Below are 23,079 nucleotides of genomic sequence, written 5' to 3'. Positions count from 1 at the left end.
CCTAAAACAACCACTCACCTAATCAACTTGGTCAACCACTCACTAAATTAAAACCTTCTGATATATTATCTGTTCAAAAACAACCACTCACCTAATCAACCCTATTAACCAATCACCAAAAAACAAACCATTCACCAAATTAAAAACAAAATCCTACTTTCGCATATATGGGAGCAATCGCTGAAGAATTTTTGGTAAAATCGGAAGAGAAGGCATTTGATGCTGATCATCGCCGTATTATCAACTTCAATATCGACCGTTATGATAATGCGGTGTCCCGTGGCCTATCACGTATTATCAATTTAGATAATGCCAAGAAAAAGGGCCATGTGCTCAAATGGAAGGTGATGGAAAACCTGGACAAGTTCCTGCCGGAATTTGAAGCCAATTTCCAGAAACGCGGCGGCAAAGTGATTTGGGCCAATGATGTAGAAGAAGCCCAGCGTGAGATCCTGAACATCATTAATAAAGCCAATGCCAAAACTGTAGTAAAATCCAAATCGATGGTTACAGAAGAAATTCACCTGAATGAATTTCTGGAAAGTAACCACATCGAGTCATTAGAAACAGATTTGGGCGAGTATATAGTTCAGCTTTTAGGCCAAAAGCCATACCATATTGTTACCCCGGCCATGCACCTGAGCAAGGAGGATATTGCCAAACTTTTCCACGAAAGGTTTGGAACCCCTATTGATGCTACGCCTGAGCAAATTACGCTGAAAGCCCGTGAGCTGCTTCGCGAAAAATATGTACAGGCCGATGTTGGCATTACCGGAGCTAATTTTTTACTGGCTGATACCGGCAGCATAGCCATCAGCGAAAACGAAGGTAACGCGCGTCTTTGCACCACGTTACCTAAAATCCATATCGCTATTGTGGGTATCGAGAAAATCATCCCTTCAATAACCGATCTTGATCTGTTTTGGCCCATGTTATCTACCCATGGTACCGGGCAAAACCTGACTGTTTACAATACCATATTAAGCGGCCCCCGCCAGCCAAATGAAACCGACGGTCCCGAAGAAATGTACGTGGTGCTGTTGGATAATGGCCGAACCAACCTACTGGCAAAAAAAGACCAGCGCCAGGGTCTTTACTGTATCCGTTGTGGGGCTTGCCTTAACGGTTGTCCTATTTATAAAAACATTGGCGGCCATACCTACGCTACTACCTACAGCGGCCCGATAGGATCTATCATTACCCCTCATACACGGGGCATGGAAGATTTTAAGCACCTGAGCTACGCTTCAAGTCTGTGCGGTAAATGTACCGAGGTATGCCCCGTTAAGATCGATATCCACAAAATGCTGCTCCTTAACCGCCGCGATGCCGTTAACGAAAATCTGGTAACCAACAAAGAACGCTGGGGTTGGGCTATCTGGAAAAAAGGAATGCTTAAACGTAAGCTTACAGACTTTTTTGGCGGCGGCATGAAAAACTTCCTGCTTAAAACTTTCTTCAAACGCACCTGGGGACATCTGCGCGAGATGCCAAAAGTGGCTGACAAATCATTCAGCAAGCAATGGCAGGAAATGAATAACACTCCTGAAGAATAGCACTATGCGTAAAATAATATTAAATCTTGCTGTAAGCCTCGACGGCTTCATTGAAGGCCCCAACGGCGAATACAACTGGTGCCTTGCCGATCAGGATTATGGCATGACCGAGTTTTTAAGCAGCAGCGATGCTATTTTCATAGGCCGTAAAAGCTATGATCTGCTCATGAGTACCGATCCGGAAATGTTTGGTGCTTTGAAAATGTATGTATTTTCAGATACGCTTCAACCTTCAACAAACCCCAACACGGAGATCATTAAAAGCGTCGACTTCAAATCGAGGGTTGAAACTATCAGGGATCAGCCGGGTAAAAACATATGGATGTTTGGTGGGGCAAGCCTTGTTTCCTCTTTTATTGAGGAAGGCTTTATTACTGAGTTTCTACTTTCGGTACATCCTGTTATTTTGGGAAGCGGCAAACCATTGTTCATGGGTTCGAAAGATCGTATCGAACTTATTTTACTGGGAAGCGAACAGTTCTCGAGCGGGCTGATACAGCTTAGATATACCATCAAACCAAAGTTTGATTTAGGTATGCTGGATGGTATGTAGCTTTTTGAAAGCTAAAAGCAAAACGCTTAAGGCCGAATGCCTTTTGATAATCTAACCTAACAGTTCATTTAGGCTAAAGCCACATATTGATATATCAAGATCCGTCCCATAAATGGGACGGCAATGAAAAAAAATTATTTATGCCCTGCTTCATTGCCGTTGGTTTTAACCAACGGATAAGTGAAATAACTAATGCGGGCTTTAGCCCAAACCTCCCGCAGGAGCAATTCGCTACCCCACCTGAATTACTACATAATCCTTTTGCATCCTTTTTACCTGCTCGGCCATGCGTTTGATGAACAGGTAATTTGCTGTGCCGCCTATAACCGCGCCCACAACGGGTACCAGACGTTCGGCGGTACGGGTACCTAATATCACGAGCATACGTTCGGCTATACCTTCCATCATGCTCCTGGTGATGGCTACACCTGCCTCTACCCGGACCGACGTTGCCACTAAAGACATAAAATCGTCGAAACCGTTATCATATGTACCCCTGTAATAATACATGATACCCATGATAGCCCTGAACTGTTGGGTAATGAGGTTAATAAAATCAAAAGGGATCCCCGCTACAAGGGTAAACATGCCTCCGCTCCCGGCCATAGCACCGGAGCCTGCCGCAAGACAGGCACACTGGTTAATAAAACCTTCGAGGCCCAGCTTATCAACACCGTTTTTTATTTTAAGCTGATCGATGCCCTCAAATATTTTCCTAAACCCTGTGTGGGCAAGGTTTTCGGTATGCAACCTGATATCAGTACCTATTTTATTGAGTTTGATGAGTTTCATTGTATGCTGATTAATATCCGGATTATGATCCGGCACATATCAGTAACAACGGATGTCAACAGCTGTTTTTGTCAACGGCCCGAAATAGAAATAATAATTTATCCCTGTAAATTTATATAGAGTGCGAAGCTTTCCTGTCTCTTGATTCCTGCCGTCTTGACTCTAAACTCACTTCCATTTAAAGCTCTTAATCATCACAGCCATATCCTGTTTAATAAAATTAAGCACCGGTTGTATAGAATCCAGGCGAGGTTCGCTGTTAAAATATAATGCCCCGCGGATATAGTTATGCACACTATCGGTCAGGAAAAACTGGGCAGATGATGCAGCATTACCATCTATAGTATAATAGATGCCATAAACCTTTTTATCGGCATAATGAATGATGCCCTCATCAATGGATGTGGCTTTTACCGTATGCTTAAATGCAAAGGTACGCGCGTCCTCAACCAATTGGTTAAACTCCTTTTTCGAAGTAATAGGCTGATAACTCAAATGCAGCGTAGCATTAAATTGCGGAAACTGCATATTTACCCAGCAAGGTTTGGCATCGCGTTTTTTATCCGGTTCGATGTAGGCGTATTTAGGATAGGTAAAAGCATATGGACAACCCGTCGCATAATCCTGGTACTCCTTTTTTGGGAATGGTATGCGATAAAAGCCACGTGGCTTAGGTGCATAGTCATGATTGCCACTACTACAAGCTGCCAGAAACAATAATGCCGCTACCAGTAAGGTTAAATACTTCATGGGTGTTTCTCTTTTGAGTTCCAGATCTCCCACGATTTTTCGGCCTGCAAAACCAGCATTTCGTAGCCGTTTTTAGTTGTAGCCCCGCGCTCGCGGCCTTGCTTTAAAAACAGGGTTTCTTCGGGATTGTATATCAGGTCGTATAAAACATGATCATCGCCAATAAATTCATAAGGGATAGGCGGGCATTCGTCAATATTAGGATAGGTTCCTAAAGGGGTAGTGTTAATAATGATCTTATGCTGGGTGATATGATGTGGCTTAAGATCTTTAAACAAAATATTATCCGGGTGGTGCGTGGGTTTGCGGGTAATAACTTTATAGCTGATACCCAAATTTTCCAGTACACACTTTACAGCCTTTGCAGCTCCGCCATCACCCAAAATCAGGGCATCATCGTTACCATCGCCAATTAAAGGTTTTAACGATTCCTCGAATCCGTAAATATCGGTGTTGTAGCCTTCCAACCTGAAATCATGGTCTTTAACCCCAATCTCGCCCGAAAATGCAGCTTCAACCGGACTTTCGGCTGTTACCCTGATGCAGTTCACTGCACCGGCTTTGCGGGCGTCATGCTCTATCCAATCTAAAAAAGGCAACACATTTATTTTATGCGGAATGGTTACGTTAAGGCCGCAAATATCAGGATGTTCATCAAGCAGGTCCTGCAGATCTTTGATATGTTCAATCGGGTAAAGATCGTAGCGTGCATCTGTAATGCCTTCGGCTTCAAATTTTTCGGTAAAAAACATTTTTGAAAATGAATGGGAGAGCGGAAAACCGATTAGTCCGTAGTGTTTCATGGTCAATTCTATAACAATACCAGCTGCTAAAGTAATCAAATAAGCTTTAAGCCGGGCATATACCTTTTATATGGCGTAATATTAACACCAAAACAAACAAATTTAACTATTGATTTAAAACCAATGCCCGTGATTACCTTATAAATAAATATTATTTATAAGGTAATTTATTTCAAATTAATTAATTCCAGTTTTCGATAAAGTTGTAATTTGGACACATTATCATGACCCCTATTACAATTTCAACCACCTGTTATTTCAAGAGGCTACTCCTCCCTTGTTTAATTATTTTTTGCTGTTTTACTGCCGGCCGGGCGCAAAACAAACCTAAACCAGATAAGGAACCGATACTGAAAACGCTCCGCGGCATGAAAAGCCAGGATTCGGCCGCAATACTTGCAAAAAGGCTTATCGATTCGGCAAGGAAAAATAGTAACCAACCTTTTGAAGCCAGGGTACTATTGGCACAAGCATACCAGGCTTATGGTATAGGCAACGAACATGATGCTTTAACATTTGGACGTGAGGCCACCAAACTTGCTACCCCTACAGATTCGCTCACTTACGAAAAAGCTCCCATCATGGTGGCTTATATGCTTAGCCGCGAAGCCAAAACGGTTGAAGCATTAAATGTAGCTTTCAAAATATTAAAGGAATGTGACGGCCGCGGATGGAAAGGTTTAAGTATTGATTGCCGTGCCTGCATTGCCGACATCTACCGGTCGATAGACAACCCTAAACAAGCCCTGCCTTATGCCGAGCAGGCTGCCAAAGATGCCCAAAGTTTAAAGGATACCGCAGCCTATATTTTCGCACTGAGCAATATTTCCAACATACTTTCCGAGCGCAGCATGTCATCGCCGGCAAACCTGGCTAAGGCCATACAGTTGATGGAGCTGGTGCTGGATAACAGGTACGCGCATTTCCTTTCGGATTTTAGCATAGCCCGTTACCAGGGCAACCTGGGCCGACTTTACCTCATGACCAACCAGGATAAAAAGGCCGAAGAGATTCTGATGCAATCATTGGAGCTATCGCGTAAAGGGGATTTTAAAACCCTCGAAAAGCATAACCTTAACGAGCTTATGACCATGTACGTTGATCATAAGGATTTTAAAAAGGCAGTGCAATATGGCGAGATGGCCATTGCTATCCAACCGGAGGCGCAAAGTAACCTTACCATCCAGAAAAATATCTACAACCATTTAACAGATGCCTATAAAGGCCTTGATGATTATAAAAATGCCTTTAAATATAACAACCTTTATCGCAAGCTTAATGACAGCATCAACGCGCTTGATAAAGTACGGGACGCAGCCGAACTGGATAAAAAATACCGGGCAGATAAACGCTTGCTGATAGCAGCCAACCAAACCAAGCTGGTTGAAATTCAGCGCGATTTTTTAATTGCGATTGCATTGATCATAGCCGTTGCTTCAGTTATTGGTTACCGGTGGTTTATACTTAAAAAGAAAAGAGAGGCTGCTTTACTGGCCGAAGAACACAGTCAGCTGGAAAAGCTGGATGCCATGAAAACGCGCTTTTTTGCCAACATCAGTCACGAGTTACGCACACCGCTTACTTTGATTATGGGGCCGGCCAATCAACTGATGGGTTTTAATAATTATGCCGATGAGCAGCGGGGAATGTTGCAAACCATATCAAACAATAGCAAAAAGCTGCTTAACATCGTCAACGAGCTGCTTGATCTTGGTAAACTTGAAGCCGGTAAGTTAACCGTGAATCCAAAACCAGTCGCATTGGCGTCGCTGATAAAAGCCTTATACCAGGGTTTTGCATCAGCTGCCGAATATAAAGGGATCAACTACAGATTGGTTGACTCCATTGATCCTGCACTTTTTGTTTCGCTTGATCAGGAAAAGTTTGAAAAAATAGTTAATAACCTTATAGGCAATGCCATCAAGTTTACGCCTCACGGAGGAGACATCACCATTACATCAACAGTAAAACAGGATAAAATAGAATTTAGCGTAGCCAATACCGGGACAGGCATTCAACCCGAAGATTTGCCGCACATATTCGACCGTTATTACCAAGGCAAACGGGATAATGCCCCGTTAGAGGGAGGAACAGGTATAGGCCTTGCTATTGCGCGCGAATTTACCGAGCTGATGGGTGGCCACATTTCTGTAGAAAACAACAGGGGCGAGGGCGTAATGTTTAAAATCGGACTACCGCTTCATATTACCGGAGAAATGGCTGCCGGGATAGTTCCCGGCGAAAGTGGCCTTAAAGCTAACGAATATTCCTCTGTAAGTGCTACCGAACAGCTGATCATGCTGGTAGAAGACCATCATGAGATGGCAACATATATTGCCGATATTCTGCGCCCTATATATAAGCTTGTTACAGTGAGCAACGGGAGCGAAGCATTGAAAAAGCTGCAGGAACTGCCTGCTACCCCAAGCCTGATCATATCGGATGTAATGATGCCCGAAATGGATGGCTTTACCTTGCTTGAAACCCTTAAACAAAGTGCCGAATACTGCAGGATCCCCGTGATTATGCTTACAGCACTGGCCGATACGCGCCATAAGCTTAAGGCGCTTCATACCGGTGTTGACGATTATCTTACCAAGCCGTTTTTAAGCAGCGAATTGCTTGCACGTACAGCCAACCTGATAACTAACGCAGCCGCCCGTGCTGCAGCAACCGTCGCTGAATACGACGAGTTAGCCACCGTCTCTAACGAATCACCAATTGAGCAATCATCGACAGAAAATGCCGACCAGGTACTTTCGCCTGCTGACCTGTTATGGTTGGAGGAACTGGAAACTATGGTACGCAAACATACCGGCAAAACCGACCTTACCCTTGCAGGGCTGAGTTACGAACTTGCTATTAGCGAGCGACAGTTATTCAGACGGATAAAATCAATTACCGGGCTTACACCTAATAAATATATCCGCGCCATCCGGCTGCAAATTGCCCGTGAAGCTATTGAAAGCGGCAAGTACCGTACGGTTGCCGAAGTATCCTATGCCGCCGGTTTTGATACGCCCGCGTACTTCGGCAAATTGTTTAAAGAATACTATGGCAGGGATGTTAACGAGTTGCTTTAAACTTATATATCCCTATCATTCTAATTATCCTTTTTAGTTTTCAGGCATTTTTTAACTTAAAGTGTGCTTTTTTAACGTAAATGGCGGTTTTGTGAAGTTAAATGGCAGTTTTGTTATACAACTTTTAGGCAGCTTTGTGACATACAATCCCCCCTGAATAATGACTGTTACTGTTAATGAAGATAAGTTTATTGCCCAAAACAATAACACCAATACCATACCAACCATTGGTAAAACAAATACAGCGACGTGCCCACGCTGTAAAAATAAATTTTGCGACAGGATAAAAAGAGGCTCAATTGTTAAGCTATTGCTTCCGTGGCTTTCAGTAAAACGTTACCATTGCACCAAATGCAACAATCGTTTTTATAAACGCTCGTAAGTATTCCGGCTATTTGAAAAAACATCTACCTTTTATTTTTTAGGATAGCAAAAGAAATCGGGCCTTTTAACCTTAAACCTAAATTGTGCTTGATTTTAATTGTGCTTTGCCGGTTACCTTCGGGTGGCCGGCATTGTTTTTTACAGGCCATCCCTCAACAAAAAAGCCCGCCAGTTATCCCGGCGAGCCTTCTTCATTAAAAGTAAGATCCTAAATATTGTTATTCAATAACACTTAATTTTAGTGTATTGGTTTTTCCTTGTTTAATAATAGGAGTAGAGGCTGTGTTAACAACGATATCGCCTGTTTTAATCAGGTTTTCAGCTTTAAGCATGTTATTAACATCGGCAATAGTTTGGTCGGTACTTTCCAACTGATCGTAGTAGAATGCCCTTACACCCCAAACAAGGCTAAGCGCGTTAAGCAACTGCTTGTTTGATGTAAAGATATAAGTACTTGCTTTAGGCCTGTGGCTTGATATTTCAAATGCAGTATAGCCTGATGTAGTCATTGAAACAATACCCACCGCGTTGCTTTGCTCAGCAATGTGTACGGTTGACTCGCAAAGCGCGTTGATCAGGAAGTCTGGAGATGCAGGATCCTTAACAACCGCTTCTTTAGGGGCATTGAAAGGATAGCCAAGCTCTTCAACGTTACGAACTATCTTAGCCATAGTTTCGATAACGATAACCGGAAACTCACCAACAGATGTTTCACCGCTTAGCATTACCGCGTCGGCGCCATCAAGTACAGAGTTTGCAACGTCATTCACTTCGGCACGGGTTGGGCGCGGGGTAGTAATCATTGACTCCAGCATCTGGGTAGCAACAATTACCGGTTTTGAAGCAGCGCGACATTTGCGGGCAATCATTTTTTGCAGCAATGGCACTTCTTCAAGCGGCATTTCAACACCCAGGTCACCACGGGCAACCATTACACCATCTGTAGCGGCAATAATGGCATCAATATTTTCAATGGCTTCAGGTTTTTCAACTTTAGCTATTACTTTAGCTGCAGAGCCGTTACGTGCAATAATACGTTTAAGGTCTACAATATCTTCGCCTGTACGAACGAAAGAAAGACCAATCCATTCAACATCCTGTTTAAGGGCGAATTCAAGGTTGATCAAATCCTCTTCTGTTAAGCTCGGGATAGATACTTTAGTGTTTGGCAGGTTAACACCTTTACGTGATGTTAAAATACCACCGTGAATTACCTCACATATAACTGTATCAACTTTGTTGGTTTCAATAACCCTTAATTGCAGCTTACCATCATCAAGCAAAATAATTTCGTTTGCCTGTACATCCTGCGGGAAGGTATCATAAGTAATGTAGATCTGCTCATCGTTACCAATGCACTCATGTGTGGTAATTTTGATGTGCGTTCCGTTAACTAAATGAATACCGCCATCCTTTACCAGGCCTATACGGATTTTAGGACCCTGTAAATCGGCAAGGATACCTACGTTGGTTTTGTATTGCTCGTTAATTTCACGGATAAGATCGATCACTACCTTATGATCTTCGGGCTTACCGTGCGAAAAATTAAGACGGCAAACGTTAACACCTGCCTTGATCATCGCTAATAAAACATCCTTTTTAGCTGATGCCGGCCCCATGGTGGCAACAATTTTTGTTCGATTATAGTATAGTTCCATATTATTCGGGTTAAAACTGGAGGGTATTTAATGATTGTAAAACCGACATTTTTTAAATTCGGCGCTAAAATAACAGATTTTCCCGTGATTTTATTTTTTTTGGATCAATCTTTACTGCCGCAACTATCTCCGGTATTTTATTGAGCGAAGAGATGATCGTATCAAGCTCATTATCATCTATATAGTTACGTATCATTAAAAAATAGTCGGCACTTTTTATTTCAGGCACCAGGTAACCGTCTGAGCCTTTATTGCCAATAAAGAAGAAATCCGTTTCGGTGGTTTCCCAACTGTAGCGGTATAATGAAAACAAAACAGGATCAGCCCCGGGGTAGATATCCACTTCGAGGTCGTCGTTTTTTACGAAATTAAAATTCAGGTACTTATTGATAAGGAAACAAACGCGATAGTCCTTAAGCGACGTTGTTATCGCAATGAGCACAAAATCAAAATCGATCTCAAACTTTAAAAATTTCCTGTTCAAAATCATTACTTTTACGCCGTCAAAATTACTAATACAAACTGTTTCAATAAAATTTTGTTTAGAGAATTATATTGTAAAAGTTTTAGATTTGTTTATTGACAGAATTTATTTTTCTTTGCACTGAATTTTTATTAATCATTAAACTATAAAGACTATGTCTGATATCGCTTCAAGAGTAAAAGCTATTATCGTAGAAAAACTGGGTGTTGACGAAAGTGAAGTTACGCCAGAAGCGAGTTTCACCAATGATCTTGGTGCCGACTCGTTAGACACCGTGGAATTAATCATGGAGTTTGAAAAAGAATTTAACGTGGCTATTCCTGACGATCAGGCTGAAACTATTGGTACTGTTGGCCAGGCAGTTGCTTACCTTGAAAAAAACGTTAAATAAGAACTCCCTAACTGGATTAAATGGAGTTTAAAAGAGTTGTAGTAACCGGGCTTGGAGCACTTACTCCTATTGGTAACACCGTTACAGATTACTGGAACGGACTGATCAATGGAGTAAGTGGCGCTGCCTTGATTAAAAGTTTTGATACCGAAAAATTCAAAACTAAGTTCGCGTGCGAAGTGAAAGGCTTTGACGCGGATGGTTTTTTGGGCCGTAAAGACGCCCGTAAATTGGATCCCTTTGTACAATACGCCTTATATTCAACAGAAGAGGCCGTAAAAGACGCGGGATTAGATTTTTCGAAACTGGATACCAGCCGCATAGGTGTTATCTGGGGTTCGGGTATTGGTGGTTTAAAAACTTTCCTTGACGAGGTTATGGCCTTTGCAAAAGGCGATGGTTCACCACGTTTTAACCCGTTCTTCATCCCTAAAATGATAGCCGACATAGCCCCTGGCCATATTTCTATTAAATATGGTTTGCGTGGCCCTAACTTCACTACCGTTTCCGCGTGTGCTTCATCAAACAATTCACTGATAGATTCATTTAACTATATCCGTTTGGGTAAAGCTAATATGTTTATCAGCGGTGGTTCTGAAGCTATCATCAACGAAGCCGGTATTGGTGGTTTTAACGCTATGCATGCATTATCAACCCGTAATGATGATCCGGCAACGGCATCACGTCCGTTTGATCTGGACAGGGATGGTTTTGTGGCCGGCGAAGGTGCTGGTACCATTATTTTAGAGGAATTAGAACATGCTAAAGCCCGCGGCGCTAAAATATACGCCGAAATGATGGGTGGCGGCATGAGTGCCGATGCTTACCACATGACAGCCCCTCACCCCGATGGCTTGGGTGCTGCTTATGTAATGCGTGCAGCCCTTGAAGATGCTAACTTAACCCCTGCCGATATTGATTATGTGAACGTTCACGGCACATCAACCCCAATCGGTGACCCGCAGGAAGTTAAAGCGATACAGGACGTGTTTGGCGAAGATATCTACCGTATCAACATCAGCTCAACCAAATCAATGACAGGTCACCTTTTAGGTGCTGCCGGCGCGGTTGAAGCTATTGCTTCGATATTGGCATTGAAACATGGTATCATTCCACCAACCATTAACCACTTTACCGACGATCCTGCCTTTGATCCAAAGATCAATTTTACTTTCAATACCGCTCAAAAACGCGATATAAGGACAGTGCAGAGCAACGGATTTGGTTTTGGCGGCCACAATGCTTCTGTAATATTTAGAAAATACGAAGATTAATTGTGGTAATTTGATGCCTATCAATCGGTTCTACAAACTATATATATCCCCTAACCGGAAATATGTTAAAATATTAAAGAATTTGCTCGGCTTCGTGCCGGGCAATTTGTCTTTATACCGCATGGCTTTTCGCCATAAGTCGGTAGCGCAAAACATTAAGAAGGGGGTAAAGAACAGCAACGAGCGCCTGGAGTTTCTGGGTGATGCTGTATTGGGCAGTGTTATTGCCGAAGTACTTTTCAAATTATACCCTTATGAAGATGAGGGCTTCCTGACCGAATTGCGCTCAAAAATAGTGAGCCGCGTAAACCTCAACGCGCTCGGTAAAAAACTTGGCTTTGATAAACTCATTGAATATGATAACCGTATGCTTAACTCAAGCAGGCAGGGTTCATTATTGGGTGATGCTTTTGAGGCCCTGATTGGTGCAGTTTACCTGGATAAAGGGTACGACTTTACCAAAAACTTCCTGATCAATCATATCATAAAACCACATATTGATATCCACACGCTGGAGCAAACTGAAACCAATTTCAAGAGCAAACTCATTGAATGGTGCCAACGCCATGGTCGCGATATTATTTTTGAACTGGTAACTAACCAGGATGGCGAAAGCACCAAACTTTTCACTGTACAGGCTAACGTAGATGGCGAAGTAATGGGCTCGGGCAAGGAATTCAGCAAAAAGAACGCTGAAAAACTTGCTGCCGAAAAAGCCTGCGAAGCTTTAGGGATCTGATTCAAAAACCCTTATTGATTAAAGCGGCGGTTGCTTCTCTTTCTTAAGCTGCACCGGGCCTTCACCAAGTTTAACGGTTGAATCCGGTACGATAAACGTAGGGCTGTTTAACCTCTCCAGCTTCTCTTTTTCGCTGCTGTTTTTGTAATACTCATACGCCCGTATGGTATGCTTAATCAGGTCGTAATCTGTCCAGGCTTTGATATCCTTATAGGTAGGCGTATAGTAATTCATGAATTTACGGGCAAGGCTGTCGGTAGCCAGGCCGGTATACTGTTTTACGAACGGAATGTTGTAATGCTTATGAATTTCGGCCTGCTCCAGTTCGCTTTGAGCGTTTTGGGCAAAGCGACGTGCACGATTAGGTGTTGTACCCAAAAGCTCGTAAAGACCGGTTACCGGGTTACTCAGGAAAGATAATACCGGCGGCTTTCCGTCGTAAGTACTACCTTGTTTCTTGTAATCTCTCAGAACCTCGTTTATCTCCTGCCTTTTGGTTTGGCCAACAACTTTTACTTCATCAAGCTTAATTATTGGCTGCATGTAAACAGGCATATCGCTATTATTCAAAACCACTACTTTTTGCGGAGTATAGTCGTCCCGGGAGAAAAGCAAAGTATCGCCAACACGGGTTTTTATGCTAAACCAGCCAACATCATCACTAAGTATCAGTGTTTTGGTATTCAGATCTTTAACAAAAACTTGTCCAACACGCTCGTTGGTCACCTTTTTGGAGATAACACCCTTTACCGTAAATTCCTGGGCAGAAGCATAAACGGACATAAGGCATAGAACGCCTGTTACAAGCAGGTATAAATAGTTGCGCATCAGTGATAATTGAACGTAAATATAGGAACTCTATTTTACAGCAAATGTGAAAAAGTGTTAAAGCGCTTCGCGTTGATGGTTAGAGGTTAGAGATTGGAGGTTAGTTTCGAAACGCCCAGGAAGCTAACGCCAATCTTTTACCATCAATCTCGATGTCCCGATACGCCTTTTCCAAGTGGAAAACACTAATCTCTAACCTCCAACCACTAATCTCTAAAATTACTATCTTTGCGCATGATAAAATCCATGACAGGGTATGGAATTGCCAGTTTTGATACAGGCAATACAAAATATACCGTAGAGGTTAAATCCCTGAACAGCAAATTTTTAGAATTATCGCTTCGTTTACCGAAGATTTTTGCCGAAAAAGAGTTTCAGCTGCGTACCGATTGCAGTAAACTCATCGAACGCGGTAAAGTTAATTTATCTATTAACACCGAGCAGGCAAGTCAGGCGGTAAAAGCTGCAGGTATTGATAAAGATCTGCTAAAACATTACTATAACCAGCTTAAGGCGGTAAGTGAAGAGCTTGGCGAGCCGGGCGGCAACTTGCTTGAGCTGGCCTTAGGCTTACCCGAAGTTGTAAAATACGAAGAAGATACCATATCCGAAGATGAGTGGAAATCTGTTGAGAAAACCTTTCAACAGGCCATGGCTGCTTTCCAGGAATTCCGCACGCAGGAAGGAAATGTTATTGAACAGGAAATTAAAGGCCGCATCAGCACCATTTTGAAAAACCTGGAGCTTGTTGAACTGGAAGACCCTAAACGGGTTCCATTAATTCGCGAGCGTCTGGATACATTCTTAGCCGAAGCTGCAAGCCGCGAAGCTATCGACCAAAACCGCTTTGAACAGGAGTTGATATACTATATTGATAAGCTTGATATTACCGAAGAAAAGGTAAGGCTGAAAGCGCATTGCGAATACTTTATAGAAACCCTGAAAAATGCCGACGCAAACGGTAAAAAACTGGGTTTCATTTCGCAGGAAATTGGTCGTGAGATCAACACATTAGGCTCAAAAGCCAACGATGCCAACATCCAGAAACTGGTAGTAGGCATGAAAGAAGAGCTTGAAAAAATTAAAGAACAACTGTTAAACGTATTATAGTATAGTCATTGAGTCATCAGGTCATTAAGTCATTGATTGCTTTACCGGCGGTTTTTGAAAAATGATACAATGACTTAATGACGCAATGACGTATATAATCAATGACCAAAGAAGGTAAACTCATCATATTTTCGGCTCCGTCGGGTGCCGGTAAAACAACAATTGTACATCATTTGCTGGGGAAAATCCCTGAGCTTGAATTTTCAATTTCGGCCACCACGCGTGAGCGCCGTGGCGATGAAGTGCATGAGAAAGATTACTACTTTATTAGCAAGGAAGAGTTTTTGCACCGTATTGCCAAAAAACAGTTTGTTGAATTTGAAGAGGTTTATACCGGTACTTTTTATGGTACACTCCGCACCGAAATTGAGCGCATTTGGGCCCAAGGCAAAACAGTAATATTCGATATTGACGTTGAAGGCGGTTTACACCTTAAACGTAAATACGGGCCACAAGCGCTGGCTATATTTGTTCAGCCCCCATCGCTCGAGGTTTTAATTGAAAGATTGACCGGCAGAGGTACTGATAGCGAAGAAAAACTGAAAGAACGCTTCGCTAAGGCAGAAAAAGAGCTTAAATACGCTCCACAATTTGATATTATACTCAAAAATTACGATCTTGAAACGGCCTGCACAGAGGCAGAGGATTTAGTGAGCGCGTTTATTGGATGACCGTTGGCAGTTGCCTGTTTGCAGTTGGCAGTTTTTAAATGGGAAATTATAAAGATTTACTGCTTTACAAAAAGAGCTTCTCTTTAGCTATGGAGATCTATACGATAACAAAACGATTTCCAAGAGAAGAAATGTTTTCGCTAACTGATCAAATCAGAAGATCATCCCGTTCTGTAAACATTTGTACCATCGAAGCTTACCGCAAACGACGTTTTCCTAATCATTTTGTAAGTAAACTTACAGACGTTGATATGGAAAACAGCGAAACTCAAGGCTGGCTGGAATTTTCGTTGGCTTGCGAATATATCACAAAAGAGGTTTACGATAGATTGTATTTACTATCTGACGAAATAGGAAGACTCGCTCAATATATGATTGATAACCCTGGGAAATTTGGAGCAGGGCTATAGGTTCTTTTCTTATACTTATGATAATAGTTGCCGTTGCCCAACTGCAAACTATCAACTGAAAACTGCTGACTGAAATGAAAATAGGCTTACTGTTTGGTTCGTTTAATCCTATACACATAGGGCATTTGATAATTGCTAATTATATGGCAAACCATACCTCGCTTGATAAGGTATGGCTGGTGGTATCACCCCAAAATCCGCTAAAAAAATATGGCGACCTGATCAACACTTACGACAGGTTGGAAATGGCTCGGTTAGCTACGGATAACGCAACCAATATTACCGTAAGCGATGTGGAACTGAAACTGCCACAGCCATCATATACCATTGATACCCTTGCCCATTTAAAGGAAAAATATCCGGAACACGAGTTTGCCCTGATAATGGGGTCTGACAATCTGGGCACGTTACATAAATGGAAAAACTATAAGCTTATCCTACGCGATTACCGCATTTTTGTATATCCGCGCCCAGGCTACGAAAATGCCGAACTGGCCGATCATCCATCAGTTACCATTACCATGACGCCGCTCATGGAGCTGTCGGCAACATTCATCCGCAAATCCCTCGCCGAAAAAAAGAATGTACAATATTTTGTACCTGACCCGGTGTTGAAATTTATTGAGAGTAAGAGTTTGTACAGGTAGTCGAAGTACATTATCTATAAAATATCCCAGCATCCGTGTCCTCACGGGCGCTTTTTATTACATACAAGTTGACCGTGAGGACACGGCCAAGCGGAGAACGAAAAGCGTCATTGCGAGGTACGAAGCAATCGCGAACTGTACTCATCAACCCATCATTGCGAGGTACGAAACAATCGCGAACTGCACAGGGACACATGCATAGCCGCTCTGTAAAGTCGGGGATTGCTTCGTATCTCGCAATGACGAGTGTATAGAAATACGAAGTAATTTCTTAATCCACAAAGTGATATAAAAACACAACATCGCCGCTAAAGGCAGGTTTACGCTGGTCTTTTATTTCCATTTCGATGCTCATGGTAGCTTTGATCACGCCACGCAGGTTTAACAAACCAGCCAGCTTTACTTTCAGGCGCACCTCACTATCAACTAATACCGGCTGGGCAAAACGCAGGTTTTCGATCCCATAGTTAATTTCCATTTTTAGGTTGCCTATAGTTACGATTTCTTTCCACAGGTGAGGAATGAGCGAAAGCGTAAGATAGCCATGTGCTATGGTTGATTTAAAAGGACTTTCAGTTTTAGCCCTTTCAGGGTCGGTGTGAATCCATTGATGATCAAGCGTAGCATCAGCAAATTTATTGATCTGCTCCTGCGTAATAGTATGCCATGATGATACACCAAGGTCATTGCCTACCTGCTGTTCAAACTCCTGAAAATTATTAATTACAATCATACTGGTTTAATGATAGTTAGGGTGTTCTGTTTTGAAGCCGCAAAGGTATAAAATCTAACCAGTTATTCGCCCAGTAAAGCTTTCAGACTTTCAAGTGTATCGGCTTCTTCTTTGGGCTTATCATGCCGCCATCGCAAGATCCTCGGAAAACGCAACGCTATTCCCGATTTATGCCGGGTTGATTTATTAATCCCTTCAAAACCTATCTCAAACACCAGTTCGGGTTTTACGGTACGTACAGGGCCAAATTTTTCGATGGTGTTGCGTTTGATAAAATAATCAACTTTGTTGATCTCTGCGTCGGTAAGCCCAGAATAGGCCTTAGCGAAAGGCACCAGCTTATCCCCATCCCAAACGGCAAAAGTATAATCGGTATACAGATCGGCCCGGCGGCCGTGCCCTTTTTGAGCATAGATCATTACGGCATCAACCGATAGTGGGTCGATCTTCCATTTCCACCAGTCGCCCCGTTTACGGCCAACCTGGTAAGCAGCACTTTTGCGTTTTAGCATAATCCCTTCGGCTATCATAGCACGCGACTGTTCCCTGATACTGCCCAACTGCTCCCAGGTTTCAAAGCTAATCAACGCGGAAATCCGGAATATTTCGGGGTATTGTGTTTCGGCCTGCAATCTTTCCAAAATCTCCCGCCTTTCAGCTTGGGATTTGTAGCGGATATCTTCTCCATTATACTCCAGACAATCATAAGCGATTACGGCGACGGGGCTTTCCTCCAATATCTTTTTACTCAGGTTTTTCCGACCGATACGGGTTTGCAGCACATTAAAAGGCATAGGTAAACCGTTCTGAAAACTGAGGATTTCTCCGTCAATCACTGTACCATCGGGCAGCGCGTTCAGGAAAGGATGCAGTTCAGGAAACTTTTCGGTGGCGAGATCTTCGCCCCGACTCCAGATAAAAATTTCATCGCCCCGCTTTATCATTTGCGCCCGGATGCCATCCCATTTCCATTCGGCCTGCCAGTCGGCGGCATCGCCAAGGGCAATACCTACTTCCGCGGGCGTTTTTTGTTTTTCTGAGGTTTCCTGTATTGGATAGGCTAAAAAGAATGGGTAGGGGCGTGAAATATTTGCCGCGGCATCCTGCTCTTCCATCAGCTGCGAAAACGGGTAGGTTTCGGGCAGCCAACTGCCCATTACACGATGGGTAAGTACAGCGGGCTCCAACCCGGAGATATCAGCCAGCGCCTTGATCACCAGATTTTGCGATACGCCAACCCTAAAACTTCCGGTGAGCAGTTTATTAAATACAAAGCGCTCCTGGCTATCCAGCATAGCCCACGACTCCATGAGCCACTCCTTTTTTTGCTCCTCTGTTTTATCGTTAAGGGCATTGATCTCGGCTATCCATTCGGTGAGGGTTTTGCTGCTGCTTGTGTTGCTTTGCGGCATCAATAGGGCCATGGTTTCGGCCAGATCACCTACTACATGATAGCTTTCCTCAAAAAGCCAGGCCGGAATATGCGATGCCTCAATAGCCCAGTTACGTACAAGTGTTGAATTGATCTGCCGCTTTGGTCGCCTACCGGTAAAGAGGGCGAGCATGTGCATTTTATCGGTATCTGGCACGGTATTAAAATAGTCTTTTAATACTTTAACCTTTTCATTGGTTTTGTTGGTTTCGTCAAGCGATAAAAAGAGTTGCGCGAATGCTTTCATGAGATACCTCCTACCCCCTCTAAATCTCCCCCGAGAGGGGAGACTTCACTTGAAGATTTATCATAGGTTTCAGGCTCCCTTTCTTCTGATGAAGGTTGAGGTGAGGTATCTTCCTCTTCGCCACCATAAAGCGTATGCACCTCACGTGCGTTAAAACCTATCTCACTTAAATATCTTGAAAAAGTGGCGGTGTAGCCGTGGGTAAGATAAACACACTCACAGCCCGTGGCGTCAATAGCACTGATGAGGCCATCCCAGTCAGCGTGGTCAGAGAGTACGAATCCCCTATCGGCAGCACGGCGGCGTTTGGCTCCACGAATAGCCATCCAACCCGAGCAATAGCCAAAACTATAAGGCTGAAACTTGCGCATCCATGTCGTGCCCACCGATGAGGGCGGCGCTATAATAATGCCTTTCCTCACTTCTTCCTTCGAGCTCTCCTGTGTGATCCGTTCTGTTGGATTTAACAGCACACCATTGCGGCGCAAAGCTTCATTGGTATTTTCGATAACACCATGGGTATAAACCTTGCCGTTAAACAGATCGAGGTTTTGCAAGATTCGCTGCGCTTTCCCTAATGAGTAACCAACCAATACTGTAGCTAATCCGTTATCAAGGTTTTGGCGCCACCAGCTATTAATCTCGCTAAATGTTTGTACCTGCGGTTTCCATTGATAAACCGGCATACCGAACGTACACTCGGAAATAAAGTGATGGCATTTAACCGGTTCAAAAGGTGTGGAGATGCCATCGTTTTCTACCTTGTAATCACCGGAAACCACCCAAACCTCACCTTTATATTCAACCCGGATCTGTGCCGAACCAATTACATGCCCTGCAGGATACAATGATATGCTTACACCATTCTTTAGTACGGTTTCACCATACTCAACCGTTTGAAGATTGATTTCGCCAAGGCGATACAACAACACCTCACGTGAAAGGTGGTGCGCTAAATAGTGTTTATGCCCCCAATAAGCATGATCGGCATGGGCATGGGTTATCACGGCATCATCAACCGGCTTCCAGGGATCGATGTAAAATTTGCCTTGCGCACAGTAAATTCCTCTGTCAGTAAATTCAAGCAGCGGTTTTTTGGCCATGATGTATAAACTACTGATAAGCAAATTGGTTTGCCCCCAGCCCCTAAAGGGGAGTTTAAAAACTCAAAAACGATGTCATTTCGATAGAGCTGCGGGCGGGAGAACGAGCGCCGGGGCGAAAGAGAAATCTTATACGCTTTGCAGGCCACCGTACTTGGCGTATAAGATTTCTCCTCACGCCGTTACACACAACCCTCCCGTTCGTCGAAATGACATTTTTTTAAAGACTGCTTGAGGCTTACTTAAACCACAACCTCGCCTGCTTTTCATCTACCTGCAAGCCAACCTCGCGTCCTAATACTAAACTATTATTATCCGGGATATGCCCTGCCGAGAAATCAAAACATACCGGGTAATCATAGCCTTTTACAATATCCATCACTATCTGTGGCACAGATTGGCCGAAGGGGATATCATTATCTTTAATATCTGTAAAACCGCCCACTACCAAACCGGCAAGGCTTTTTAATTTACCGGCCCTGTCCAACATCCGCAGCATTCTATCTACCGAATAAAGGTATTCGCCCACATCTTCTATAAACAGAATTTTTCCGACATAGTCTAAATCAGATACTGAACCCGCAGATGCTACCAATAAGGATAAATTACCGCCGATTATAATGCCTGTAGCCTCGCCGGGCTTGTTGGTATCGTGTGTTGTAAATTCATAGCTTAACTCTTCGCCAAAGAGGGCCCGCCTTAAAGTATCTATCGAATGTTTGGATGCGTCGGGAATATTAACCGGCATTTGCCCGTGGATGGTTTGCGCTCCATAGTTGGTAAACAGATGAGAATGCAGAATTGTGATATCGCTAAAACCAATGAGCCATTTAGGATTTTGTGCAAAGCGACTGAAATCAACTTTGTCAATCATCCTAACCGTTCCGTAGCCGCCACGAGCCGCTATAATGGCTTTGATACTGTCATCATCAACAAAACGCTGCATATCGGCCGCCCTGAAATCATCATCCCCTGCAAATTGGTGAAACGAAGCTTCCACCGTATCGCCTAATACAACTTCTAATCCCCAGCTTTGCAACAGCGCAATGGCATCTGTCATAGGATTAGGCAGCTTTTTTGCCGGGCAGGTAATGGCAATTTTATCGCCTTTTTTAAGGTAAGGTGGGTGAGTTTGAACCATGATTTTAAAGATTGAACGATTACCTTGATAATAAGAGACAAAAAATCAGGAAATCCTTAAATCATGAGCATCACGGTTCGGGCATTTTTCCCACTTAAATCAATTATCTTTGCACACTATTTACCAAGGCGATATTTAATGTCACAACTCAACAAATATAAACGATTCACCATTACATCGGCCCTGCCTTATGCCAACGGCCCCTTACATATTGGTCACCTTGCCGGTGCATATCTTCCGGCAGATATTTTTGTGCGGTATTTAAGGCTAAAAAAGAAGGATGTAGTGTATATATGCGGCTCGGATGAGCATGGCGCGGCCATTACCATCAAAGCCAAAAAAGAAGATACTACCCCACAGGCTATTATTGACAAATATCACAAGCAAATAAAAGAGAGTTTTGAAGAGTTCGGGATCGCTTTTGATATTTATCATCGTACCTCGTCGCCTATTCATCATGAACTGAGCCAGGAGTTTTTCCTGAACCTGTACGAAAAGGATGAGTTTGTTGAGAAATTTTCTGATCAGTATTTTGATGAGGATTTCCAGCAGTTTTTGGCCGACCGTTATATCATAGGTACCTGCCCAAATTGCGGCAATGAAAATGCCTATGGCGACCAATGCGAACGTTGTGGTACCTCCCTTAACCCAACCGACCTGATCAACCCGATATCAACCCTGAGCGGTAAGACCCCGGTATTGAAATCGACCAAGCACTGGTACCTGCCGTTAGATAAATACCAGCCATGGTTGGAGCAATGGATTGACGAGAAGGAAGGCAGCTGGAAAGTGAATGTTTTTGGCCAGTGTAAATCATGGCTAAAATCGGGCCTGCAACCACGCTCCATGACCCGTGACCTTGACTGGGGTATTGATGTACCCTTAGCCGAAGCTAAAGGTAAAAAGCTTTACGTGTGGATGGATGCACCTATCGGCTACATTTCGGCCACCAAGCAATGGGCTATTGATAATAAAAAAGACTGGAAATTATACTGGAAAAAGCAGGCTGACGAGCAGGATGATGCTTGTCTGCTGCATTTTATCGGCAAGGATAACATCGTTTTCCACTGTATTATTTTCCCTTCTATATTGCACGCTCACGGCGAATATATTTTGCCTCAAAACGTGCCGGCCAACGAGTTTTTGAATTTGGAAGGTGATAAACTTTCTACCTCGCGTAACCACGCCGTTTGGCTGCATGAATACCTGGAAGAGTTTCCGGGCAAACAGGATGAACTGCGCTATGTGCTGACATCAATCCTGCCCGAAACCAGCGACAGCGAATTTACCTGGAAAGATTACCAGGCCCGTGTAAATAATGAACTGGTGGCTATTCTGGGTAACTTCGTGAACAGGGTAATGATACTGATGCACAAGTTTTACGACGGTAAAATTGAGGCGGATGCCGACAGGATTGAATTTACCGACGAAAGCCTCAGCACCGGAATTGGCGAATATTACGATGAGATAGAGAAGAACCTTGAAGCTTACCGTTACCGCCAGGCGTTGCAGGCCGTAATGGATATGGCCCGCTTAGGTAACCGCTACCTGACCGAAAAAGAGCCATGGAAAACTATCAAAACAGATCCTGCCGCCGCCAAAGAAGCGCTGCACAACTGTTTGGTGCTGATTGGTCATTTAGCTACTGCAGCACAGGCGTTTTTACCGGCTACAGCTAAAAAGATCATCACCATGCTTAATCTGCCTAACGAGCCGATAGCTTATGATCAGGAAATGTATTTCAACAATGGTCACCAGTTAAACCCTGCGGCTTTGTTGTTTGAAAAGGTAGAGGATGATGTGATTGAAGCTCAGCTTAAAAAACTATCAGATAAAAAAGCCGCTGCCGTTCCGCCAAAATCGGCAGATGTGCAGCCTGCAAAGGAAAACGTTAATTACGAAACCTTTGCTACCATGGATATCCGTACCGGTACTATTTTAGCCGCTGAGAAAGTTGCAAAAACCAAAAAGCTGCTGAAACTGACCATTGACACCGGCATTGACGAGCGCACCGTAGTATCGGGCATTGCCGAATACTACGAACCGGAAAACATCATCGGGCAAAAAGTGAGTATCCTGGTAAACCTGGAGCCAAGGGAGATCAAAGGCATTGTATCGCAAGGTATGATCCTGATGGCCGAAAACAGCGAAGGCAAACTTAGCTTTGTTGCCCCAACCGAAGATTTCCACAACGGCGCGGTAATTCGCTAAATGTGCAGGTTTCAAATGTGCAGATGTGCAAATGAAGTCTGTTTTAAATTTTGAATTTTAAGGTGTGATTTTTCAATGA

The 23,079-nt window shown here is 43.4% G+C and carries 21 protein-coding genes; 11 read left to right on the top strand and 10 right to left on the bottom strand.

What is annotated here, in order from left to right; all coding sequences use genetic code 11:
• The first annotated feature begins 167 nt into the window (after positions 1-167).
• Together DEO27_RS26615 and DEO27_RS26610 are read left to right on the top strand one after the other, a co-directional pair.
• The gene (locus DEO27_RS26615) at positions 168-1,556 is read left to right on the top strand and encodes a LutB/LldF family L-lactate oxidation iron-sulfur protein (protein ID WP_112574574.1); all 1,389 of its coding nucleotides are present in this window, start codon (positions 168-170) and stop codon (positions 1,554-1,556) included.
• 4 nt (positions 1,557-1,560) lie between these two features.
• Positions 1,561-2,109: a dihydrofolate reductase family protein gene (locus DEO27_RS26610; RefSeq protein WP_112574575.1), complete on the top strand. Its 549-nt coding sequence runs from the start codon at positions 1,561-1,563 to the stop codon at positions 2,107-2,109.
• Between the two features lie 231 nt (positions 2,110-2,340).
• Here DEO27_RS26610 and DEO27_RS26605 read toward each other — a convergent pair whose 3' ends face one another.
• The 3 genes from DEO27_RS26605 to DEO27_RS26595 form a co-directional block, all read right to left on the bottom strand.
• Positions 2,341-2,901, bottom strand: coding sequence for a hypothetical protein (locus DEO27_RS26605; RefSeq protein ID WP_112574576.1), 561 nt, complete (start codon positions 2,899-2,901; stop codon positions 2,341-2,343).
• A gap of 168 nt (positions 2,902-3,069) precedes the next feature.
• Positions 3,070-3,651: a gliding motility lipoprotein GldD gene (gene gldD, locus DEO27_RS26600; RefSeq protein WP_112574577.1), complete on the bottom strand. Its 582-nt coding sequence runs from the start codon at positions 3,649-3,651 to the stop codon at positions 3,070-3,072.
• Positions 3,648-4,454: a shikimate dehydrogenase family protein gene (locus tag DEO27_RS26595; protein WP_112574578.1), complete on the bottom strand. Its 807-nt coding sequence runs from the start codon at positions 4,452-4,454 to the stop codon at positions 3,648-3,650. The genes gldD and DEO27_RS26595 overlap by 4 nt, the downstream gene beginning before the upstream one ends.
• A gap of 368 nt (positions 4,455-4,822) precedes the next feature.
• On the opposite strand from DEO27_RS26595, the gene DEO27_RS26590 reads away from it, so the two are divergent.
• On the top strand, positions 4,823-7,537 hold the full coding sequence (locus DEO27_RS26590; protein WP_190295248.1) for an ATP-binding protein: 2,715 nt from the start codon (positions 4,823-4,825) through the stop codon (positions 7,535-7,537).
• Between the two features lie 602 nt (positions 7,538-8,139).
• Here DEO27_RS26590 and pyk read toward each other — a convergent pair.
• Together pyk and DEO27_RS26580 are read right to left on the bottom strand one after the other, a co-directional pair.
• Positions 8,140-9,579, bottom strand: coding sequence for a pyruvate kinase (gene pyk / locus DEO27_RS26585; protein ID WP_112574581.1), 1,440 nt, complete (start codon positions 9,577-9,579; stop codon positions 8,140-8,142).
• A 64-nt stretch (positions 9,580-9,643) separates the two neighbouring features.
• Positions 9,644-10,069: an IPExxxVDY family protein gene (locus tag DEO27_RS26580; protein WP_223818063.1), complete on the bottom strand. Its 426-nt coding sequence runs from the start codon at positions 10,067-10,069 to the stop codon at positions 9,644-9,646.
• Positions 10,070-10,217: 148 nt separating this feature from the next.
• Here DEO27_RS26580 and DEO27_RS26575 point away from each other — a divergent pair, with 148 nt between their 5' ends.
• Genes DEO27_RS26575 through rnc form a run of 3 tightly spaced genes read left to right on the top strand, consistent with a single transcriptional unit; the run spans position 10,218 to position 12,467 of the window.
• Positions 10,218-10,454 (top strand): acyl carrier protein, encoded by a 237-nt coding sequence (locus DEO27_RS26575; protein WP_031266521.1) that lies wholly within the window; start codon positions 10,218-10,220, stop codon positions 10,452-10,454.
• A 20-nt stretch (positions 10,455-10,474) separates the two neighbouring features.
• The gene (gene fabF / locus DEO27_RS26570) at positions 10,475-11,728 is read left to right on the top strand and encodes a beta-ketoacyl-ACP synthase II (protein WP_112574582.1); all 1,254 of its coding nucleotides are present in this window, start codon (positions 10,475-10,477) and stop codon (positions 11,726-11,728) included.
• Positions 11,729-11,741: 13 nt separating this feature from the next.
• Positions 11,742-12,467, top strand: coding sequence for a ribonuclease III (gene rnc, locus DEO27_RS26565; RefSeq protein ID WP_112574583.1), 726 nt, complete (start codon positions 11,742-11,744; stop codon positions 12,465-12,467).
• Positions 12,468-12,485: 18 nt separating this feature from the next.
• Here the strand turns inward: rnc and DEO27_RS26560 are convergent, their stop codons facing one another.
• Positions 12,486-13,295 (bottom strand): hypothetical protein, encoded by an 810-nt coding sequence (locus DEO27_RS26560; RefSeq protein ID WP_112574584.1) that lies wholly within the window; start codon positions 13,293-13,295, stop codon positions 12,486-12,488.
• A 234-nt stretch (positions 13,296-13,529) separates the two neighbouring features.
• Between DEO27_RS26560 and DEO27_RS26555 the strand changes: the two genes are divergently transcribed.
• The 4 genes from DEO27_RS26555 (at position 13,530) to nadD (ending at position 16,133) form a co-directional block, all read left to right on the top strand.
• Entirely contained in the window at positions 13,530-14,405 is an 876-nt protein-coding gene (locus DEO27_RS26555) for a YicC/YloC family endoribonuclease (RefSeq protein ID WP_223818062.1), read from the top strand.
• A 101-nt stretch (positions 14,406-14,506) separates the two neighbouring features.
• Entirely contained in the window at positions 14,507-15,076 is a 570-nt protein-coding gene (gene gmk, locus DEO27_RS26550) for a guanylate kinase (RefSeq protein ID WP_112574586.1), read from the top strand.
• A 38-nt stretch (positions 15,077-15,114) separates the two neighbouring features.
• Positions 15,115-15,486 (top strand): four helix bundle protein, encoded by a 372-nt coding sequence (locus DEO27_RS26545; RefSeq protein ID WP_112574587.1) that lies wholly within the window; start codon positions 15,115-15,117, stop codon positions 15,484-15,486.
• A gap of 74 nt (positions 15,487-15,560) precedes the next feature.
• The gene (nadD, locus tag DEO27_RS26540; RefSeq protein ID WP_112574588.1) at positions 15,561-16,133 is read left to right on the top strand and encodes a nicotinate (nicotinamide) nucleotide adenylyltransferase; all 573 of its coding nucleotides are present in this window, start codon (positions 15,561-15,563) and stop codon (positions 16,131-16,133) included.
• A 271-nt stretch (positions 16,134-16,404) separates the two neighbouring features.
• On the opposite strand, the gene DEO27_RS26535 is transcribed toward nadD, so the two are convergent.
• The 4 genes from DEO27_RS26535 to DEO27_RS26520 form a co-directional block, all read right to left on the bottom strand.
• On the bottom strand, positions 16,405-16,866 hold the full coding sequence (locus DEO27_RS26535; RefSeq protein WP_112574589.1) for a MaoC family dehydratase: 462 nt from the start codon (positions 16,864-16,866) through the stop codon (positions 16,405-16,407).
• A gap of 62 nt (positions 16,867-16,928) precedes the next feature.
• Positions 16,929-18,545 (bottom strand): ATP-dependent DNA ligase, encoded by a 1,617-nt coding sequence (locus DEO27_RS26530; protein WP_112574590.1) that lies wholly within the window; start codon positions 18,543-18,545, stop codon positions 16,929-16,931.
• Positions 18,542-19,648 carry a ligase-associated DNA damage response exonuclease gene (locus DEO27_RS26525; protein ID WP_112574591.1) on the bottom strand — a complete coding sequence of 369 codons (1,107 nt, stop codon included), beginning with the start codon at positions 19,646-19,648 and terminating at the stop codon, positions 18,542-18,544. Before DEO27_RS26525 ends, DEO27_RS26530 begins: the two co-directional genes overlap by 4 nt.
• Positions 19,649-19,886: 238 nt before the next feature.
• Positions 19,887-20,789, bottom strand: coding sequence for an LD-carboxypeptidase (locus DEO27_RS26520; protein WP_112574592.1), 903 nt, complete (start codon positions 20,787-20,789; stop codon positions 19,887-19,889).
• Between the two features lie 138 nt (positions 20,790-20,927).
• Between DEO27_RS26520 and metG the strand changes: the two genes are divergently transcribed.
• A complete protein-coding gene (gene metG / locus DEO27_RS26515) occupies positions 20,928-23,000 on the top strand; it encodes a methionine--tRNA ligase (protein WP_112574593.1) in 2,073 nt (690 codons plus the stop codon).
• Positions 23,001-23,079 lie beyond the last annotated feature (79 nt).

Source organism: Mucilaginibacter rubeus, assembly GCF_003286415.2.
In the GTDB taxonomy this organism is placed as follows: Bacteria; Bacteroidota; Bacteroidia; order Sphingobacteriales; family Sphingobacteriaceae; genus Mucilaginibacter; species Mucilaginibacter rubeus_A.
This window is presented reverse-complemented; position numbering and strand designations above follow the sequence as displayed.

Bases quoted from the DNA above. Each gene is read 5' to 3' on its own strand.
- DEO27_RS26615 (WP_112574574.1), top strand. From the start codon at position 168: ATGGGAGCAATCGCTGAAGAATTTTTGGTAAAATCGGAAGAGAAGGCA.
- DEO27_RS26610 (WP_112574575.1), top strand. From the start codon at position 1,561: ATGCGTAAAATAATATTAAATCTTGCTGTAAGCCTCGACGGCTTCATT.
- DEO27_RS26605 (WP_112574576.1), bottom strand. From the start codon at position 2,901: ATGAAACTCATCAAACTCAATAAAATAGGTACTGATATCAGGTTGCAT.
- gldD (WP_112574577.1), bottom strand. From the start codon at position 3,651: ATGAAGTATTTAACCTTACTGGTAGCGGCATTATTGTTTCTGGCAGCT.
- DEO27_RS26595 (WP_112574578.1), bottom strand. From the start codon at position 4,454: ATGAAACACTACGGACTAATCGGTTTTCCGCTCTCCCATTCATTTTCA.
- DEO27_RS26590 (WP_190295248.1), top strand. From the start codon at position 4,823: ATGAAAAGCCAGGATTCGGCCGCAATACTTGCAAAAAGGCTTATCGAT.
- pyk (WP_112574581.1), bottom strand. From the start codon at position 9,579: ATGGAACTATACTATAATCGAACAAAAATTGTTGCCACCATGGGGCCG.
- DEO27_RS26580 (WP_223818063.1), bottom strand. From the start codon at position 10,069: ATGATTTTGAACAGGAAATTTTTAAAGTTTGAGATCGATTTTGATTTT.
- DEO27_RS26575 (WP_031266521.1), top strand. From the start codon at position 10,218: ATGTCTGATATCGCTTCAAGAGTAAAAGCTATTATCGTAGAAAAACTG.
- fabF (WP_112574582.1), top strand. From the start codon at position 10,475: ATGGAGTTTAAAAGAGTTGTAGTAACCGGGCTTGGAGCACTTACTCCT.
- rnc (WP_112574583.1), top strand. From the start codon at position 11,742: ATGCCTATCAATCGGTTCTACAAACTATATATATCCCCTAACCGGAAA.
- DEO27_RS26560 (WP_112574584.1), bottom strand. From the start codon at position 13,295: ATGCGCAACTATTTATACCTGCTTGTAACAGGCGTTCTATGCCTTATG.
- DEO27_RS26555 (WP_223818062.1), top strand. From the start codon at position 13,530: ATGATAAAATCCATGACAGGGTATGGAATTGCCAGTTTTGATACAGGC.
- gmk (WP_112574586.1), top strand. From the start codon at position 14,507: ATGACCAAAGAAGGTAAACTCATCATATTTTCGGCTCCGTCGGGTGCC.
- DEO27_RS26545 (WP_112574587.1), top strand. From the start codon at position 15,115: ATGGGAAATTATAAAGATTTACTGCTTTACAAAAAGAGCTTCTCTTTA.
- nadD (WP_112574588.1), top strand. From the start codon at position 15,561: ATGAAAATAGGCTTACTGTTTGGTTCGTTTAATCCTATACACATAGGG.
- DEO27_RS26535 (WP_112574589.1), bottom strand. From the start codon at position 16,866: ATGATTGTAATTAATAATTTTCAGGAGTTTGAACAGCAGGTAGGCAAT.
- DEO27_RS26530 (WP_112574590.1), bottom strand. From the start codon at position 18,545: ATGAAAGCATTCGCGCAACTCTTTTTATCGCTTGACGAAACCAACAAA.
- DEO27_RS26525 (WP_112574591.1), bottom strand. From the start codon at position 19,648: ATGGCCAAAAAACCGCTGCTTGAATTTACTGACAGAGGAATTTACTGT.
- DEO27_RS26520 (WP_112574592.1), bottom strand. From the start codon at position 20,789: ATGGTTCAAACTCACCCACCTTACCTTAAAAAAGGCGATAAAATTGCC.
- metG (WP_112574593.1), top strand. From the start codon at position 20,928: ATGTCACAACTCAACAAATATAAACGATTCACCATTACATCGGCCCTG.